This window comes from Streptomyces sp. NPDC104202, assembly GCF_055584185.1.
Genome location: NZ_JBVJMN010000029.1, coordinates 78,809 through 95,662 on the forward strand (window position 1 = coordinate 78,809; position 16,854 = coordinate 95,662).

11 protein-coding genes are annotated in these 16,854 nt (G+C 76.5%); 6 read left to right on the forward strand and 5 right to left on the reverse strand.

Features of this window, described 5'->3' with window-relative positions; all coding sequences use genetic code 11:
- Window positions 1–3: 3 nt before the first annotated feature.
- Both ACZ60W_RS20040 and ACZ60W_RS20045 read left to right on the forward strand, forming a co-directional pair.
- Window positions 4–417, forward strand: a complete 414-nt coding sequence (locus tag ACZ60W_RS20040) for an ATP-binding protein (protein WP_469756662.1) — start codon at window positions 4–6, stop codon at window positions 415–417.
- Between the two features lie 58 nt (window positions 418–475).
- Window positions 476–3,469, forward strand: coding sequence for a HAMP domain-containing protein (locus ACZ60W_RS20045; RefSeq protein ID WP_469756663.1), 2,994 nt, complete (start codon window positions 476–478; stop codon window positions 3,467–3,469).
- A 53-nt stretch (window positions 3,470–3,522) separates the two neighbouring features.
- Here the strand turns inward: ACZ60W_RS20045 and ACZ60W_RS20050 are convergent, their stop codons facing one another.
- On the reverse strand, window positions 3,523–5,823 hold the full coding sequence (locus tag ACZ60W_RS20050) for a SpoIIE family protein phosphatase (protein WP_469756664.1): 2,301 nt from the start codon (window positions 5,821–5,823) through the stop codon (window positions 3,523–3,525).
- Window positions 5,824–6,002: 179 nt separating this feature from the next.
- Here ACZ60W_RS20050 and ACZ60W_RS20055 point away from each other — a divergent pair, with 179 nt between their 5' ends.
- The 3 genes from ACZ60W_RS20055 to ACZ60W_RS20065 are packed head-to-tail and all read left to right on the forward strand — an operon-like array spanning window position 6,003 to window position 7,962.
- On the forward strand, window positions 6,003–6,326 hold the full coding sequence (locus tag ACZ60W_RS20055) for a plasmid stabilization protein (protein ID WP_469756665.1): 324 nt from the start codon (window positions 6,003–6,005) through the stop codon (window positions 6,324–6,326).
- A 60-nt stretch (window positions 6,327–6,386) separates the two neighbouring features.
- Window positions 6,387–7,580 carry an MFS transporter gene (locus ACZ60W_RS20060; RefSeq protein ID WP_469756666.1) on the forward strand — a complete coding sequence of 398 codons (1,194 nt, stop codon included), beginning with the start codon at window positions 6,387–6,389 and terminating at the stop codon, window positions 7,578–7,580.
- 37 nt (window positions 7,581–7,617) lie between these two features.
- A complete protein-coding gene (locus ACZ60W_RS20065) occupies window positions 7,618–7,962 on the forward strand; it encodes an NIPSNAP family protein (protein ID WP_469756667.1) in 345 nt (114 codons plus the stop codon).
- An 82-nt stretch (window positions 7,963–8,044) separates the two neighbouring features.
- Here ACZ60W_RS20065 and ACZ60W_RS20070 read toward each other — a convergent pair whose 3' ends face one another.
- Window positions 8,045–9,262, reverse strand: a complete 1,218-nt coding sequence (locus ACZ60W_RS20070; RefSeq protein WP_469756668.1) for an MFS transporter — start codon at window positions 9,260–9,262, stop codon at window positions 8,045–8,047.
- Between the two features lie 78 nt (window positions 9,263–9,340).
- Between ACZ60W_RS20070 and ACZ60W_RS20075 the strand changes: the two genes are divergently transcribed.
- Window positions 9,341–9,949, forward strand: coding sequence for a CGNR zinc finger domain-containing protein (locus ACZ60W_RS20075; RefSeq protein ID WP_469756669.1), 609 nt, complete (start codon window positions 9,341–9,343; stop codon window positions 9,947–9,949).
- Between the two features lie 46 nt (window positions 9,950–9,995).
- Here the strand turns inward: ACZ60W_RS20075 and ACZ60W_RS20080 are convergent, their stop codons facing one another.
- Genes ACZ60W_RS20080 through ACZ60W_RS20090 form a run of 3 tightly spaced genes read right to left on the reverse strand, consistent with a single transcriptional unit; the run spans window position 9,996 to window position 16,683 of the window.
- Window positions 9,996–11,906 (reverse strand): hypothetical protein, encoded by a 1,911-nt coding sequence (locus ACZ60W_RS20080; protein WP_469756670.1) that lies wholly within the window; start codon window positions 11,904–11,906, stop codon window positions 9,996–9,998.
- On the reverse strand, window positions 11,903–15,532 hold the full coding sequence (locus ACZ60W_RS20085; RefSeq protein ID WP_469756671.1) for a DUF5682 family protein: 3,630 nt from the start codon (window positions 15,530–15,532) through the stop codon (window positions 11,903–11,905). The genes ACZ60W_RS20080 and ACZ60W_RS20085 overlap by 4 nt, the downstream gene beginning before the upstream one ends.
- Window positions 15,529–16,683: an ATP-binding protein gene (locus tag ACZ60W_RS20090; protein ID WP_469756672.1), complete on the reverse strand. Its 1,155-nt coding sequence runs from the start codon at window positions 16,681–16,683 to the stop codon at window positions 15,529–15,531. Before ACZ60W_RS20090 ends, ACZ60W_RS20085 begins: the two co-directional genes overlap by 4 nt.
- Between the last annotated feature and the right edge of the window lie 171 nt (window positions 16,684–16,854).

Consider the following 16,854-nt stretch of genomic DNA (forward strand, 5'->3'; position numbering starts at 1 on the left):
CACATGCTGACACGGGGTGACGGCGTGGTGCGGGAGTGCCGCGATCTGACCGGGCGGGCCCTGTCCGACTGGTTCGGCCCCGCGGGCGCTCCGGGGCGGGTCGTCGTCGACGACGTGCTGCTCCTGGTCTCGGAGGTCGTCACCAACGCCTGCACCCACGGCGGTGTCCCCTACGAACTGCGCCTCGACCGGGCCGGCGGGCGACTGTGGGTACAGGTCAGCGACACGAGTCCGGAGCGGCCCCGCCCGCACGGGCCGCACCGCGCGGGACGCGCCTCCGGGCACGGCCTGTACCTCCTGGAACGCCTCTCGGCGCACTGGGGCTGGGCGCGCCGGGGCGGGGGGAAGGCCGTCTGGTTCGAGGTGGAGGTGGACCCCGGGCCCGGGAGCGGTGACCGCCCTACAGTGGAGGAGTGAGGCGGGCCGCCGACGTGCCCCGGCACCGGGCCCGCGCCCTACCCGTGCGAGGTCCTTCATGGCAGAGCGCAGCTCCCCTCCCGGCACGGACATGACGCACGGCGAGCTCGGCGAGGACGGTCTGCGCCGGCTGCTCGCCGGGCTGACCGCCGTACGGGACGGTGATCTCACCGTCCGGCTCCCCGACGCCGGGGGCGGCATCCTCGGCGAGATCGCGGGCGTCTACAACGACATGGTCGGCCAGCTCTCGCTCGTCACCTCCGAGGTCACCCGGGTGGCCGGCGAGGTCGGCGGCCAGGGGCTGCTGGGCGGCCGGATCCGCGAGCCGGGGGCCCGCGGCGTGTGGCGCGAGCTGACCTCGGGCGTCAACACGATGGCGGACAACCTGACGTCGCAGGTGCGGTCCATCGCCCAGGTCGCCACGGCGGTCGCGCTCGGGGACCTGACGCGCAAGATCCGGGTGGACGCGCGCGGGGAGATCCTGGAGCTGAAGGAGACCATCAACACCATGGTCGACCGGCTCTCCTCGTTCGCCGAGGAGGTCACCCGGGTGGCCCGGGAGGTCGGCACGGAGGGCAAGCTCGGCGGCCAGGCCGAGGTCCACGGTGTCTCCGGCACCTGGAAGGACCTCACCGACAACGTCAACTCGATGGCCGACAACCTCACCAACCAGGTGCGCAACATCGCCCAGGTCACCACCGCCGTCGCCCAGGGCGACCTGACGAGCCGGATCGACGTCTCGGCGCGCGGCGAGATCCTGGAGCTGAAGACGACCATCAACACGATGGTCGACCAGCTGTCCTCCTTCGCCGCCGAAGTTACCCGCGTGGCCCGCGAGGTCGGCACGGAGGGCAAGCTCGGCGGCCAGGCCGAGGTGGAGGGCGTCTCCGGCACCTGGAAGCGGCTGACCGAGAACGTCAACGAGCTCGCCGGCAACCTGACCCGCCAGGTCCGCGCCATCGCCGAGGTCACCAGCGCCGTCGCGGAGGGCGACCTGACCCGCTCGATCACGGTCGACGCGCCGGGCGAGGTCCGGGACCTCCGCGACAACATCAACTCGATGGTGGAGTCCCTGCGCGCCACGACGAGGTCGAACCAGGACCAGGACTGGCTGCAGACCAACCTCGCCCGCGTCACCGGGCTGCTGCAGGGGACCCGGAGCCTGCCCGGGATCGCCGAACTGATCATGGCCGAGGTGCCCCCGCTGGTCTCCGCCCAGTACGGCGCCTTCTTCGTGGCCCGCGACGGCGAGCACGGGACCGAGCTGGTCATGACCGCCTCGTACGGCTCGCCCGACGGGCCCGACACCCCGCCGCGCCGCTTCCACCTCGGCCAGTCCCTCGTGGGGCAGGCCGCCCGCGACCGGCGCGCCCTCCTGGTCGAACAGGTCCCGGAGGGTTACGCGACCATCGCCTCCGGGACGGGTTCGGCCGAGCCGAGCACCCTCGTCGTCCTGCCGATCGTCGTCGAGGACCAGGTCCTCGGGGCGCTCGAGTTCGCCTCGCTCCGGCCGTTCACCGGGCTGCGGCGCGACTTCCTCGACCGGTTCGTGGACAGTTTCGGTGCCGTGCTCAGCTCCCTGCTGGCCAATCTGCGCACCGACGAGCTGCTGGGGCAGTACCGCCGACTGGCCGACGAACTGCGGTCGCGTTCGGCCGAGTTGCAGAGCCGGCAGAAGGAACTCCAGCAGTCCAACGCGGAGCTGCAGGAGAAGGCCGCGCTCCTCGCCGAGCAGAACAAGGACATCGAGTCCAAGAACCTGGTCATCGAACAGGCCCGCCAGGAGCTGGAAGTACGCGCCCAGCAGCTCTCCCGCACCTCCACCTACAAGTCCGAGTTCCTCGCCAACATGAGCCACGAACTGCGGACCCCGCTCAACAGCCTGCTGATCCTGGCCCGGCTCCTCGCGCAGAACACCGAGGGGAACCTGACGGAGAAGCAGACCGACTACGCGGAGGTCATCCACTCCGCCGGCTCCGACCTGCTCCAGCTGATCAACGACATCCTCGACCTGTCGAAGGTCGAGGCCGGGAAGATGGACATCCGGCAGGAGCCGTTCCCCCTCCGCCAGCTGATGGAGTACCTGGAGGCGACCTTCGGGCCGGTCGCCGACGAACGGGGGATCGCGTTCACCCTCTCCCTGGCGGACGACGTGCCGACCGAGCTGAACAGCGACGAGTCGCGCCTCCGCCAAGTCCTGCGCAACCTGCTGTCCAACGCCCTGAAGTTCACCGACGAGGGCCGGGTGGCCCTCTCCGTCGCCTACGCGGCCCCCGAGGAGACGCCGCCCGCGTTCCTCGGCGGCCGGCCCGTGCTCGCCTTCCGCATCACCGACACCGGCATCGGCATCCCCGCGGGCCAGCTCCGGCACGTCTTCGAGGCGTTCCAGCAGGGCGACGGCACCGCCGCCCGCCGCTACGGCGGCACCGGCCTCGGCCTCTCGATCAGCCGGGAGGTGGCGGGCCTGCTCGGCGGCACCATCGAGGCGACGAGCGCCCCCGGCCGCGGCAGCACCTTCACGTTCTACCTGCCCGCCTCGGGCCCGCCGCCCGCCGGCCATCTGCTCCCGCCGGCCCGTGCACTCGCCCCGGACTCCGCGCCCGCCTCCGTCGCCTCCTTCCCCGTCGCCCCCGCCCCCGCCGTCCGCCCCGCGCCCCACGACACGGCGGGCGAGACCGCGGAACGCCGGACCGTGCTGGTCGTCGACGACGACGCACGCAACGTCTTCGCGCTCACCGAGGTCCTGGAGGGCCACGGCCTGCGCGTGCTCACCGCCGACAGCGGCCGCGCCGGTCTCGACCTGCTCGCCGCGCACGACGAGGTCCGGCTGGTGCTGATGGACGTGATGATGGCCGGCATGGACGGCTACACCGCGATCGAGGCCATCCGGGGCATGCCAGGCCGCGCGCACCTCCCGGTCATCGTGGTCACCGCGAAGGCGATGCCGGGCGACCGCGAGGAGGCCCTGGCGGCGGGTGCCGACGACTACGTGTCCAAGCCCGTCGACGGCGACGAACTGACCGCCAAGATCGGCGACTGGCTCTCGGACTGACGGGCGGCCCACCGTACCGGCGGGACGGGGGCGGCCCCGGCGGAAGGGCGCCGTCAGCGCTCCGGTCCCTCGTCCCGTACCCGCACGGCGACGATGCTGGTGTCGTCGTCGGTGTCGCCGGTCGCCGTGCGCAGCAACTCGTCCACCAGCCGGTCCGGCTCGTGGTCCGCGAGCCGCTCGACCTCGGCGGCGAACAGCGCCAGTCCCTCGTCGAGACCGGCGTGGCGGCGCTCCACGAGCCCGTCGGTGTAGAGCAGCAGCGTGTCGCCCGGCCGCAGCCCGATCCGCTGCTCCCGGTAGGAGAACGAGGGCACCGCGCCCAGCAGGATGTCGTGGGGCGGGTCGAGGAGCCGGGCCCGACCGTCGCGCAGGAGCAGCATCGGCAGGTGTCCGGCGCTCGACCAGAGCAGGCCGTGGTCCTCGGGGTCGTACAGCGCGCACACGGCCGTCGCGGTGGTGCCGCCCCCGGTCCGCAGGGTCACCTCGTTCAGCCAGCCCATCAGCCGCCGCGGGGAGTGACCGGTGAAGGCGAGCGCCCGCTGGGCGTTGCGGAGGGCGACCATGCCGGTGACGGAGTCGATGCCGTGTCCGGCGATGTCGCCGACGGCCACGAGGACCTTGCCGTCGGGCAGGGCGAGGACGTCGTACCAGTCGCCGCCGACCCGGTACTCCTCCGCGGCCGGCCGGTACCGGGCGGCCACCACGAGCCCGCCGGGCAGCTCCTGCAGGCCGGGCACCTCGGGCACGATCGCCTGCTGGAGCTGGAGCGCGAGCTGGTGGCGGACCTCGGACTGGTCGTGGACGGCGGTGAGGTGGTCGAAGGTGGCCGTGAGGGCGGCCTCGGTGCGACGGCTGTCGGAGACGTCCTGGTAGACGCCGGCGAGCCCGGTGACCCCGCCGTCGGCGATCAGCGGCTCCGCAGCGACCCGCACGTGGCGGACGGTCCCGTCGGGCAGCACGATCCGCAGGACGCCCTGCGCGCCCGACTGCCGCTCGGTCAGCGTCGCCAGGAGGTCGTCGAGGGCTCCGGCGTCGTCCTCGTGCACGATCGCGCGGAGCCCGGCGAGCGGGATCGGCGCGTCGGTCCTGTCCCTGCCGAGGATGCCGTACGCCTGGGGCGCCCACACCGTGTCGCCGCCGGTCAGGCTGTCCTGGAAGGGGGCCACGCTCTGCAGCCGGGCGACGGCCCGGGCGGCGGCGAGGCCGGGCGCGCCGTCGGTGTGCCACAGCACGACGGCGTGCTCCTCGCCGAAGGGCACGACGCGCACGTCGAGCAGCGGCGGGAGCTCGCCCTCCAGGGCGGAGGCCGGCAGCCGCGCGGCGCGCTGGACGCGCGTGGTGCCGACGGCCCGCCGGGCCAGGCGGGCGAGCTCCGTGTGGACCTGGGGGAAGGCGCGGGCGAGGGAGGAGACGTCCGCCGGGGCCGCGCTGCCGAGCGCCGCGGCGGCCTCGTCGTTCACGTGCTCGACGGCCACCGCGGCACCGGAACCACCGAGCATGCGCAGGAGGGCCGCCGGATGGGCGAGGGCGTCGAGGACGTCGACGAGCGCGGGGAGGGCCGACCGGTCGCTGTCGGCGATGCCCAGGACCGTGCCCGCCACCTCCAGGAGCCCCGTGACGGACCGGCGCGCGCCGGCGTCGAGGTCCGTCGGCCCCGGCCAGCCGACGAGCGCGACGCCCACGGTCCGGTCGCGCCGGGTCAGTGGCAGCAGGGCGCGCGCCGCGTCGTCCGACGGCCCGGGGAGCCGGACGCCCGCGGCCGGGCCTCGCTCCAGCCAGACCTCCGCACCCTCCGCGAGGACGGAGCGGAACGGCTCCGGTGCCGCCGGCGGGATCCACTGCCACACCACTGCCTCGGCCGCGCCCACCCCCGCGTGGCCGGTGAGGCGCAGGCAGCCGGGCCCGGTGTGCTCCCACAGCCACAGACTGTCCGCGCCGAGCGCCGCGAGGCCGCCGGCCAGCAGGACCCCGGCCGCCTCGCCGGCGGTGTCGGCGGTCTCCGCCTGGGCGGCCGTGCGGCGGGTCCGCCGGCGTTCGGCGAGGTGGGCGACGGCGTGGTCGCCGCTCTCGGGGAGCGGCGCGGTGCCGGACCGCCGGTCCCCGCCGGCCGCGTCCACGACGTCGGCCGCGATGTCGTCGGCCGACAGACCGGTCGCCTGGGCGAGGGAGGTCAGGTACGCGGCCGCCTCCGCGGGGGCGAGCCGCATCTGGGCGGCGAGGATCCCGGTGGCGAGGTCGAGCAGGTGACGGTGGGCGAGCCGGGAGCGCAGCCAGCGGTTCTCGGCGGTCAGCCCCGCGAAGCCGGGATCCACGGCGCGCCGCGGGGGCCCCCGGTGACCTGCGGAACCGGTCACGGCACCCTCCGTCCCACCGCCGCGCGGACCCGTGAGGAACGTGTGCCCGTCCCTGTCGGACGGGCCTCGCCCGCGCTCAGGATTCTACGGGGAGCCCCTCCCGGATTCGCATACAAGGGGACCGATCGGGCATGCGCCCCGCGACAGGCCGAACGGCCGCGACCGGAGAGGAGACGGCCATGCCCCGCGGATCGAACGCCAAGCGCGAGCGGCAGTACGAGCACATCAAGGAGAGCGCCCTGGACCGCGGCGAGGGTGAGGAGCGCGCCGAGGAGATCGCCGCCCGGACCGTCAACAAGGAGCGGGCCCGCGCCGGCGAGTCCAAGACGGCCAGCAGGAGTTCGGTCGAGGACATCTCCTCCTCACGCCGTGGCGGGCTGCGCTCGCACAGCGGCGCCCAGGGCCCGACGTACGACCAGCTGTACGCCGAGGCGCGGCGCCGCAACCTGCACGGCCGCTCGTCGATGAACAAGGCCGAGCTGAAGCGTTCCCTGGGCCACTGAACCCGATCGCGGGCTCGCGCCACCGCGACGGGCGCCGCCGCCGGGGTTACGGTCGGCGGCATGGCTGGTGATCGTCAAGGGTGGCTCCGGTGCCTGCTCGCGGGGGCCGTGTTCGTGGTGGGGATGACCGGCACGACGCTGCCGACCCCGTTGTACCCCCTCTACCAGGAGAAGTTCGGGTTCTCCGAGCTGACGGTGACCGTCGTGTACGCCGTGTACGCCTTCGGGGTCATCGGTGTGCTCCTGCTCGCGGGTAACGCCTCGGACACGGTCGGCAGGCGCACGACGCTGCTGTGGGGCCTCGGTTTCGCGGCGGCGAGCGCCGTCTGCTTCCTGAGCGCCGAGGGGCTGGGGTGGCTGTACGCGGGCCGGCTCCTGTCGGGCCTGTCGGCCGGCCTCTTCACGGGCGCCGCCACCGCCTACGTCATGGACCTGGCGCCGCCCGGCGGCGCCGCCCGCGCCACGCTGGTGGCGACGGCCGCCAACATGGGCGGACTCGGCTGCGGCCCCCTGCTCGCCGGGCTCCTCGCGGAGTACGCGGCCGAGCCGCTGCTGCTGCCGTTCGCCGTGCACCTCGCGCTGGTGGCCGTGTCCGTCGTCGTGGTGCTCGCGCTCCCGGAGACCGTGCGGGACCGCCGGCCGCTGAGCGCGGTGCGGCCGCAGCGCCCCGCGCTGCCCGCCCCGGTGCGGAGCGTCTTCTTCCCGGCGGCGATCGCCTCCTTCGCGGGCTTCGCCCTCTTTGGCGTGTTCACCTCGGTCAGCCCCGCCTTTCTCTCCCGGTACCTGCACGTGGACAACCACGCGGTGACGGGCCTGATCGTCGCACTGGCCTTCTTCTCCTCCACCGCCGGGCAGATCGCCGTCGGCCGGGTGGGGGTGCGCCGGTCGCTGCCGCTGGGCTGCGCCGTGCTCTTCGCCGGACTCGCCCTGCTCGCCGGGGCCCTGGCCACCGACCTCCTGGTCCTCGTGGTCCTCGCCGCCGTGGTCGGGGGCGTCGGGCAGGGCCTCTCGTTCCGTGCCGCGCTCTCCGCGGTCGCCGGGGCGGCGCCGCCCGCCCAGCGCGCCGCGGTGATCTCGACCCTGTTCGTGGTGGCGTACACCGGCATCTCGATCCCCGTGATCGGCGTCGGCCTGCTGGCCGATCCCCTGGGCCTGGAGAGCGCGGGGCTGGTCTTCACCGGGTGCATGCTCGTGCTCGTCGCGTCCGCCGCCGCCTATCTCCTGCGGCGGCCGGTGAGGACCGACGCGCCGTGAGGTGCCGGAAATCCGACGACCGGAGGGACACTGGAGCATGATCACCATTCATCTGAAGTACGAGATCGACGCCGACAAGCTGGAGGACTTCGAGGAGTACGGCCGCCGCTGGATCGTCCTCGTCAACCGCTTCGGCGGCACCCACCACGGCTACTTCCTCCCCGGCGAGGGGGACAGCGACATCGCGTACGCCCTGTTCTCCTTCCCCGGCCTCGCCGAGTACGAGGTCTACCGCAACGCCAGCTTCGAGGACCCGGAGTGCCGGGCGGCCTTCGAGCTGGCCCGCACCACCGGCTGCATCAAGCGGTACGAGCGGCGCTTCCTGCGCCCGCTCGACACGAATCCGACGACCGTGGCGACGTCCGCCGCCGAGGGCCACTGACCCGGTCACCGGTCGCCCCGGGCCCGCTTCCCGTCGTCGGCCCGCGCGGGGAGCGGGCCCGGGGCGTCCGCTCCCGCGGCTCTCAGCGGGGCGTCGCGGTCCGCGGCGCGGCCCCGCCCGGGGCCGGAGCGGCGCGGCGCTCCCCCGCCGCTCGGACGAGCGGTCCGACGACGAGGAGCTGGGCCGCCGCCAGGGCGAGGCAGAGGGCCGCCGTGCCGGACCACAGGGCACCGGCCCCGACGTGGGCGAGCAGCTGCGTCGAGGTGACGGGGGCGAGGACGGTCGCGATGCCCCAGCTGATGCCGTACGCGGCGAGATACCGGTCGGTGCCGCCGCGCGGGGCCAGGTCCGCGACCACGGTGAGGACCCGGCCGAGGATCAGGACGTCGCCGAGGGTCCACACCAGCGTGGCCGCCGTGAACGCCGGGAGCGCGGACGCGACGGCGTAGCCGGCCAGGCCGGCCGCGAGGAGGACGTGACCGAGGGCGAGGGCCGCGGGGTCGGGGAGCGAGGCGAGCGGGCGCAGGCGCAGGAGGGGCTGGCAGGCGACGACCGTCACTGCCGAGGCCGTGAAGAGCAGCCCGGCGTCGGCGGGTTCGAGGCCGCGGCGGGCCAGCGTCAGCGGCAGTCCCATCGTGATCTGTGTGGTGACCAGCGCGAACAGCGTTCCCGAGAGGAAGACGGCCCGCAGGGCCCGGTCCCGCCACGGCCGTACGGGCTCCGCGGGGCCGGCGGTCCCGGGGGCGGGGCGGCCCGCGGGGTCGGCGGGGAGCGCGAGGCGCAGGACCAGCGCGCACAGGAGACAGGTCACCGCGTCGGCGACGAAGAGCCATCGCAGGTCCCAGCGGCCCAGGGCCGCGGCGATCAGGCCCGCGCCGGTGCCGCCGGCGGCGAGGGCGGCGTTGAAGAGGCCGTAGGCGCGGACCCGTTCGGCGGGGCCGACCGCGTCGGCGATCAGGCCCTGGCTGGGCGGCTCGTACAGCTCGAAGAACAGCCCGAGCAGCACGGCGAGGACCGCCACCTCGGCGAGGGAGCCGGCGGCGGCGATGCCGAGCTGGGCGGCGGCGCACCCGGTGAGTCCGAGGACGATCGTGCGCCGCCGTCCGATCCGGGTGGCCAGTCGGCCCCCGGCGAGCCGGGACGGGATGGTCGCGAGGCCGAAGGCGGCCGAGAGCAGGCCCGCGGTGGTGACGCTCGCGCCGAAGTCGGCGCTGATCAGCACGGTCAGGAAGGGCAGCGAGAAGGCGCCGAGCCGGTTGATCGCCCGCGCCGCCACCAGAAGCCATACGGTCCGCGGCATCCCGCCCCTCTCACGTGACTGTCCAATCGACTATCGTCAGTCACGCACGCTAACCATCGAGGAGTGACTGGTCAAGTGATGTTCGACAGTCACGTCGCGGTGCTGCTGGAGTACGCGGTATCGCTCGTGAACGCAGTGACCGCCGGCGAGGCCCGCGGCCGTCCGCATCCGGCCCCGGAGGGACCGGACCTCCTGGCGGCGGTCGAGGCCGCGGTCGCCGACGTCTCCGGCTCCCTCCCGCGCACCCTCGACGCCGGCCAGGCCGCAGCGCTCGCCACCACGGCCCGGGCTCTGCGCGAGGTCTTCCGCGCCATGGACGACGACGACCCCGACACCGCCGCAGCCACCGTCAACGACCTCCTGCGCGACACCGGCGCCCGGCCCCGCCTCGGCCGCACCCCCGAAGCCGGCCGGGCGGGGGACGAGACGGGCGCCCCGCCCTGGCGACTGCACTTCCACGGGGCCGACGACACCTTCGCCACCGGTCACTCCGCCGCCTGCGCCACCGCCCTCGCCCTGGCCGTCGGCGGCAGCCTCGCGAGCCGCCTCGGCGTCTGCCACGCCGAGCGCTGCGACCGCGTCTACGTCGACACCTCCCGCAACGCCGCCCGCCAGTTCTGCTCGACCGCCTGCCAGAACCGCACGAAGGCCGCGGCCTTCCGCGCACGCAAGGAGGCGGAGGGCTGACCGTCCGCGGACGAACCGCCCCGGACGCCCGCGGGGGCGGCCGGGGTCAGGACCAGGACGCCATCACCAGCGAGCGTTCGGCGGCGGCCAGGTGCGCGGCCGAGGCGAGCCACGCACGGGCGTAGCCGTCGGACGAGGCGTCGGTGAGACGGCCGAAGGAGTCCCGGGGACGCCGGTCCGCCTCCGCCGCCAGCTCCGCCGCGAGCCGGGCGGCGCCGCCGAGACCCGCGCGGTGCAGCGGCGCGAACAGGCCGGGCGCGTCCGCCCCGCGGCCCGCCTCGGCCACGGCCCGGCGGCCGCCCGCGACACCGGTCTCCAGGAGCCGGCGCACCCGCCACAACGGCGCGTCCGCCAGGGGGTCGGGCCCCGTGGTCACCGGCCCCCGGGGCGTGGAGTCCGCCGCCCCGCGCGGGAAGTGGGCACCCTGAAGGCGGTCGTACCCCAGGTCGGCCCGGCCCAGCCACTCGTCCGGCAGTCTCAGCGTGTGCGGCGCGTCCGGCACGGCTCCCACGGCCAGCGGCCGGAGCGTCGCGGCCCGGTCCGGGTCGGGACGGCCCAGGACCCTCAACCGGACGCCCGGGTACCCGGCGATGCGCCGCAGGTTGTCCGCGTGCGGCAGGTCGGGGTGGGGGTGGGCCGGACGGAGCCGCAGCAAGGGGCCGTCGCCGGCCACGCGCACCACGACGTACTCCCCCGCCGCGCCGACCACCTCCACGTCGCACCCCAGCAACCCCGCCTCGGCACCGCCCTGCCCCCGGGCGAGACCGTCCAGCGCGGCGGCCGTCGCCTCGCGGACCGGCCGCGCGAACAGCGCCGCCGCGGGCTCCTCGGACCAGTGGACCCCGCGCAGCGGCGTCGCGCTGACGCCCCGGCCGGCGCCGAGGCGGCCGTCCGCCGAGACGGTGGCACCGACGATCCGGAGGCCGCCGCGCGCCAGACCGGCGTGGTCGAGCACGCCCCCGCCGAGCGTCACGGACGCCGTGCCCGCGCCCCTGGCGCGGGCGAGACCGCCGGGGCGCACATCGGACACCGCATAGGCCGCACCGTCCTGTCCCACCAGGTGGGTGGCGACCCCTCCGTAGCCGGTGGCCGACAGCACCGGCTCCCGGCAGAGACCGAACACCCGCAGGCTGCCGCCCTGTTCGTAGGCCCGGCGCGTCGAGCCCGCCGCCTCGGACCCGGCCGCACCGGACATCAGGAGGGCCGCGCCGGCGAGCAGGTCACGGAAGGCGTCCGCCAGGTCGGCGAGCCGCTGGCCCTGCCCGCGCTGCCGCGCCGAGCGCAGCCCCCGCACCACGCGCAGGGCGGCGGCCTCGGCCCGGGGCAGCCCGGCCAGCCGCACGGTGTGCGCCGCGCGCAGCAGCTCCGCCTGCACCACGGCCCCGCCGGCCGTCACCCCCGCGGCCAGCGCCTCGGCACCCGCCGCCCACAGCGCCTCCGCCGCCCGGACCTGGCCGGCCGTCAGCACCGCGGGGGCGGAGGACTCGGAGGGCGGGGGCCCGGAGGACGGCGCGGACGCGGGGGCCGTGGTCGGGCCGCCCGGCGCGGGATCTCCCGCCGTGCGCGCCTCCTCGGCGGCGTTCTCCGGGGCGCCGCCCGCGTCCGCCGTCGACGCCGTGCCGTCGGCGGCACCCGCCTCCCCGGCGGCCGGCGCCTGCTCGGCGTCCGCGATCGGCGCCGCGCCGAGGGCGGCCGCCCGGTGGAGGCAGCGGGGGGCCAGCAGACAGGTGCAGAGGGCCTGTTCGGGCCGGGTGACCGTACCCAGGGGGCCGGGGCGGAGGGTGACCACGGCGTCCTCACCGAAACGCAGCGTGACGGAACCGTCCTCCGCGGGGACGGCGTGCTCGGCGCACGCCGCGGTGGCGGCGTCGAGCTTCTTGCGCAGCCGTGCGCTGAGCTGCTCCACTGCCTCGGCGAGGACGTCGGGGGCGACGGGTGGCAGGTCGTCGGGGTTCAACGGGCTTCTCCACGGAGGCGGTCGCCGACCCAGCGGGCGAGGGCGAGGGGGCTGAGGGCGGCCACCGGCATGCCGGCGGCGACGAGGCGGCGGGCGACGGGCACCGAGTAGCGCGGCGCGCCGGCGTCGTCGAGGGCGGCGCAGCCCAGCAGATGGGCGCCGGAGGCGGCGAGGGCGCGGACCTCGCCGAGGAGTCCGGCGAGGGGGGCGCCTTCCTCGAAGTCGCTGACCACGACGACGAGGGTGCGGCTCGGCACGGTCATCAGGGAACGGGCGTGGGCGAGGGCGGCCGCGATGTGGGTGCCGCCGCCGACCCGGACCTCCAGGAGCAGCGAGAGCGGGTCCTCGACCCGGTCCGAGAGGTCCACCACCTGCGTGGAGAAGGCCAGGAAGTGCGTGGAGAGGGTGGGCACCCCGCCGAGGACGGCGGCGGTCAGCGCCGACCAGATCACCGACGCCTCCATCGAGCCGGAGACGTCGACGACCAGGATCAGCCGCCAGTCCGCCTCCTTGCTCGCCCGGGTGCTGAACACCGGCCGTTCCGGGACGACCACCACGCGTCCGTCGTCGGTGCGGCGGGCGTGGGCGAGGTTGGCGCGCACGGTGCGGGCCAGGTCGAGGCGGCCGCCGGGACGGCGGGTGGGGCGCGGGGTGGCGAGTCCGGAGAGCGTCGGCCTGAGCCGCGTCGCCAGCTCGCGGGCGAGCTCGTCGACGAGCCGCTTCACCAGCGGACGGAGCCGGGCGAGCCGGGCCTCGGGCATGCCGCCGGCGAGCGAGAGCACCGAACGCAGCAGCTCCACCGACGGGCGGACCGCCGCAGGGTCCAGCTGCGCCAGGACGTCGGCGCGGCCGGCGTCGGCGGCCTCGGCGAGCACCTCTTCCCGCACGTCGGCGCCGAAGAGGGCCTCCAGCTCCTGCGACCACTCGCGCGCGGTGGGGAACGACGCCTCCTGGCCGCCGCCCGGGCCCGATCCCGCGTCCGGGTCGTCGGCGCCTTCTCCCCGCCCGCCGCCGTACAGCTCGTCCAGCGCGCGGGCGTACCGGCGGGCGTCGGCGGACAGACGGTCGCGGTGACGGCCGAGCAGGAGCCGCCACCGGTCGGCGGTGGCGAGGGCGTGGTCGTCCGGCGCGCCGGCGGGGGCGGCGTCCGCCGGGGCACGGGGAACCGTGTCCACGGCGCCGGCGGGGTGCGCCCCGGCCGTCGCGGCGGTGTCCGGGCCGCCCGGCCCGGCCCCGGCGGCGGCGCCGTCCGGCATCCGGCGCGAGGCGTCCGGCGCGGCCGGTGTCTCGGGTCCGGTCAGGGCGAGGGCCTTGAGCGCGGCCATGCCGGCGGCGTCGGCCGCCGCCCACAGGGCGAGGAGTTCCGGCGGGGCGTCGAGGGAGAGGTCGAGCCGGTCGCCGAGGCGTTCGGTGACCGTGGCGAGGAGCCGTTCGCGGGCGGCCGGGGCCAGCGCGTCGAAACCTCCCCGCAGGGCGGGCAGCCGGTCGAGGAAGCCCTGGTCGTCCAGCTCGTCCACGCGGTCGAGGAGCGGGGAGAGCACGTCCGGGGACGCCTGGAGCAGCGGGCCCGCGGCCGTCAGGAGACCGGCGAGGCGCTTGGTGAGGGCGCGCCGGGTGTCGGGCGCGGTCGCCGCGTCGATCCAGCCGGCCACCCGGTCGCCGAGGCCGGCCGCGGGGTCGAGGTCGAGCAGGACGCGCACGGCGAGTGCGGCGCCCTGCATCAGCGGCGACGCGTCGGCGACGAGGGCGGCGAGGGCGCTGTCGAGCCGGAGCCCGAGGTGCCGGGCGGCGGTGCGGTCCGCCAGGGCGACCAGCGCCCCCGCGTCCTCCGCGGTGTCGCTCCCGGCCAGCCCGGGCAGGGCGCGGACGGCGGCCTCCAGGAGTTCGCCGGTGAGGGCGGCCGCCAGGTCCCGGGCGGGCTCGGTGGTGCCGGGGTGGTGGCCGCGCCGTATGCCCTCCAGCAGGTCGAGTGCCGCGAGGAGTTCGGGCAGGTCGGCGGTGGCGGGCAGGACGTCGGCCGCCTCGTGGAGCCGGGTGTCGACCAGGTCGGGCAGGTCGCAGCGGGCTGCGGCGGCGAGCCCCGCCAGGATCTGGGCGGGTGTCGGTCCGCCCTCGGCGGCCTCGCGGCGGGCGGTGTCGGCGAGCGTGCCCGCGGCGGCCTGTTCCGCGGTCACGCCGCGGGCGCCGGCGAGGTCGAGCCGAGCCGGGACGGACGGCGTCCACGTCAGCCGCCACTTGGTGCCGAGCGCGGTGCCGTCGCCGGTGGCGGCGACGGCGACGGGTTCGCCGTAGGAGGCGCCGATGACCAGGAGGCGCTGGAGCAGCACCTCGCGGCGGCCGTCCAGGGCCGAGCGGAGCGGGTCGAGGCGCACCTCGCGCGGCTCGGGCTGGTCGGGACGCGGGAGCCGGAGGGCCGCGAGCTCCTCCTCGACCGAAGGGCCCAGTCCGGAGCGGGGGGCGTGCGGGCTGATCCTGCCGCGTGCCGTGCCGACGAACACGGCCTCCAGCGCCGCCGCCAGCGCCCGTCCCCGGCCCAGGGGTTCGCCCTGGCCGAGCACGGTCGTCACGGCCTCCAGGAGCTCTCCGCGCCCCGGCGCGGGCAGTCCGCGCAGCGAGGCCAGGTCGCACGCCAGCCGCAGCGTCTCGGCGGCCTCGCCGGTGCCCGCGGTGTGGCCGGCGCGGCGCAGCTCGCGGCACAGCCCGGTCAGCGCCGCGGCGGCGGCCTCGCGGAGGCGGTCCGGATCGCCGGCGGCGGTGAGGACGGCCTGCTGCCACCGGGGGTCGCGGATGCCGGCCGGGTAGCCGGAGCGTGCGTCGAGCAGGTCGAAGGAGTAGGGCACGAGGGAGGTCACCGGCGCGTCGGAGCCCGTCGGTTCGGGGGTCTCGTCCGCCGGGCCGGGGCCCCTGTCGGCCCGGGGTTCCGGCGCGGTGTCCCCGCCCGTCCCGGCGGCCAGGGCCGGCGCGTGGAACGCGCCGATCACCGCGGCGACTCGGCGCCCGCCGGCGGATGCCTCGGCGATCACCCGGCGCATCCGCTCCTCGCGGGCCAGGTCGGTGGAGGGGACGGCGGCGTCGGCGCGGAGGGCCCAGCCGACGCCCAGCGCCGCGCGGCGCACGGCCTCCGGGGAGCTGCCGGGCGCCAGGACCTCCACGGCCCGGTCCCACATGTCGTCGCCGTCCCGGCCGGTGGCGGCGGCGGAGAGCGCGTCGGCGTAGGAGCGCCGACGGCCGGGCTCCCCGTCCTCGCCGGGGGCCGTCCCGGCCGGGTTCCAGCCGGGGTCGGAGAGGGGCAGGTCACAGCAGACGACCTCGGCCCCCCGGTCGCGGGCCCAGCGCAGGGCCGCCAGCTCCGGCGAGAAGTCGGCGAAGGGGTAGAACGACAGGCGGCCGGCCTCGCCCGTGCCGGCCAGGGCCACCGGGGCGACGGTCTCGGGGTGGGACAGGTGCTCCAGCCAGGGCTGGAAGTCGGCGGGGAGTTCCACGCAGACGACCTCGGCCCCGGCGTCGTCGAGGAGCGCGGGCACCACCGCGGCGAGGGCGGGGCTGTGGTGGCGCACCCCCAGCAGGTACGGCGCGCGCGACGCGGCGAGCGCGTCGACGGCGGCCCGTGGGTCGAGGGTCGTCACCGCAGGCTCCCGCGCAGGTCCCAGAGGCGGCGCCACATGGCGGAGCCGTTCTCGGCGCGGCGGCGGACCGGGCCGTCCCAGTAGCCCAGGAGACGGGCGTGGTCGGCGGGGTCGTCCTTGCGGACGACCCCGAGGAGGTGGCCGGGCAGCAGGTCGAGGACGTCGCCGCCGGGCAGGTAGGCGGCCGCGACGCCCAGGGAGGCCGCGACCTGGACAGCCTCGGCCGTGGACATGACCGTGCCGGGCCGTTCCACGTCCCAGCCCTCGGTGGAGCGGCCGGAGCGCAGGTCGCGGAAGACGGTGACCAGCGCGTCCAGGACGGCGTCGTCGACGCCGAAGGCCGCGCCCGCCCGCTGGACCGCCGCGACGGCCTGGCGGCGGATCAGGACCGCCTCGGCGTCGGCGTCGGCGATCGGGTCGACGGTCTCGAAGTTGAAGCGCCGCTTCAGCGCCGCGGACATCTCCGACACGCCCCGGTCGCGGAGGTTGGCGGTGGCGATGACGGTGAACCCGGGGACCGCGGCGACCACGGCGTCCTCGGTGGCCGTGAGTTCGGGCACGGTGATCCGCCGGTCGGACAGGACGGACACCAGGGCGTCCTGGACCTCGGGCAGACAGCGGGTGATCTCCTCGACCCGCACCACGCGGCCGGTGCGCATGGCGGAGAGCACGGGCGAGTCCACCAGGGCCTGGGAGGTGGGGCCCTGGGCGAGCAGCAGGGCGTAGTTCCAGCCGTAGCGGAAGGCGTCCTCGGTGGTGCCGGCGGTGCCCTGCACGGTGAGGGCGCTGGTGCCGCTGACGGCCGCCGCGAGGAGCTCGGACAGCATCGACTTGGCGGTGCCGGGCTCGCCGGTGAGGAGGAGTCCGCGCTCCCCCGCCAGCGTGACCACGCACCGCTCCACCAGGGCGCGCTCGCCGACGAACTTGGGCGCGATCTCCCGCTTCGACGGCAGGCCCGCCGTGCGTCCGGGCAGGGCGAGCTCCACGCCGCCGCTGCCGCAGACGAAGGTGACGACGGCACGCGGCGTCAGCGCCCAGCCGGGCGGGCGGGGGCCGGGGTCCTGCGCGGCGAGGAAGGCGAGTTCCGCGGCGTACCGCTCCTCGGCCGGCTGGGCCTGCCGGGCGTGCACGGTCTGGTCGGTGACGGTCATACGGGGTTCTCCGGGGTGCGGGTACCGGCTCGGGGACGGTACGGGGTGCGGGAACGGGGGTCGGACGGGGTGCGGGGTGGGGGGGGGGGGGGGGGGGGGGGGGGGGGGGGGGGGGGGAGGGGCCCGCGCCTCACTCCCAAATCCACCATCCGGGCGTAGGTCGCCCCTTCT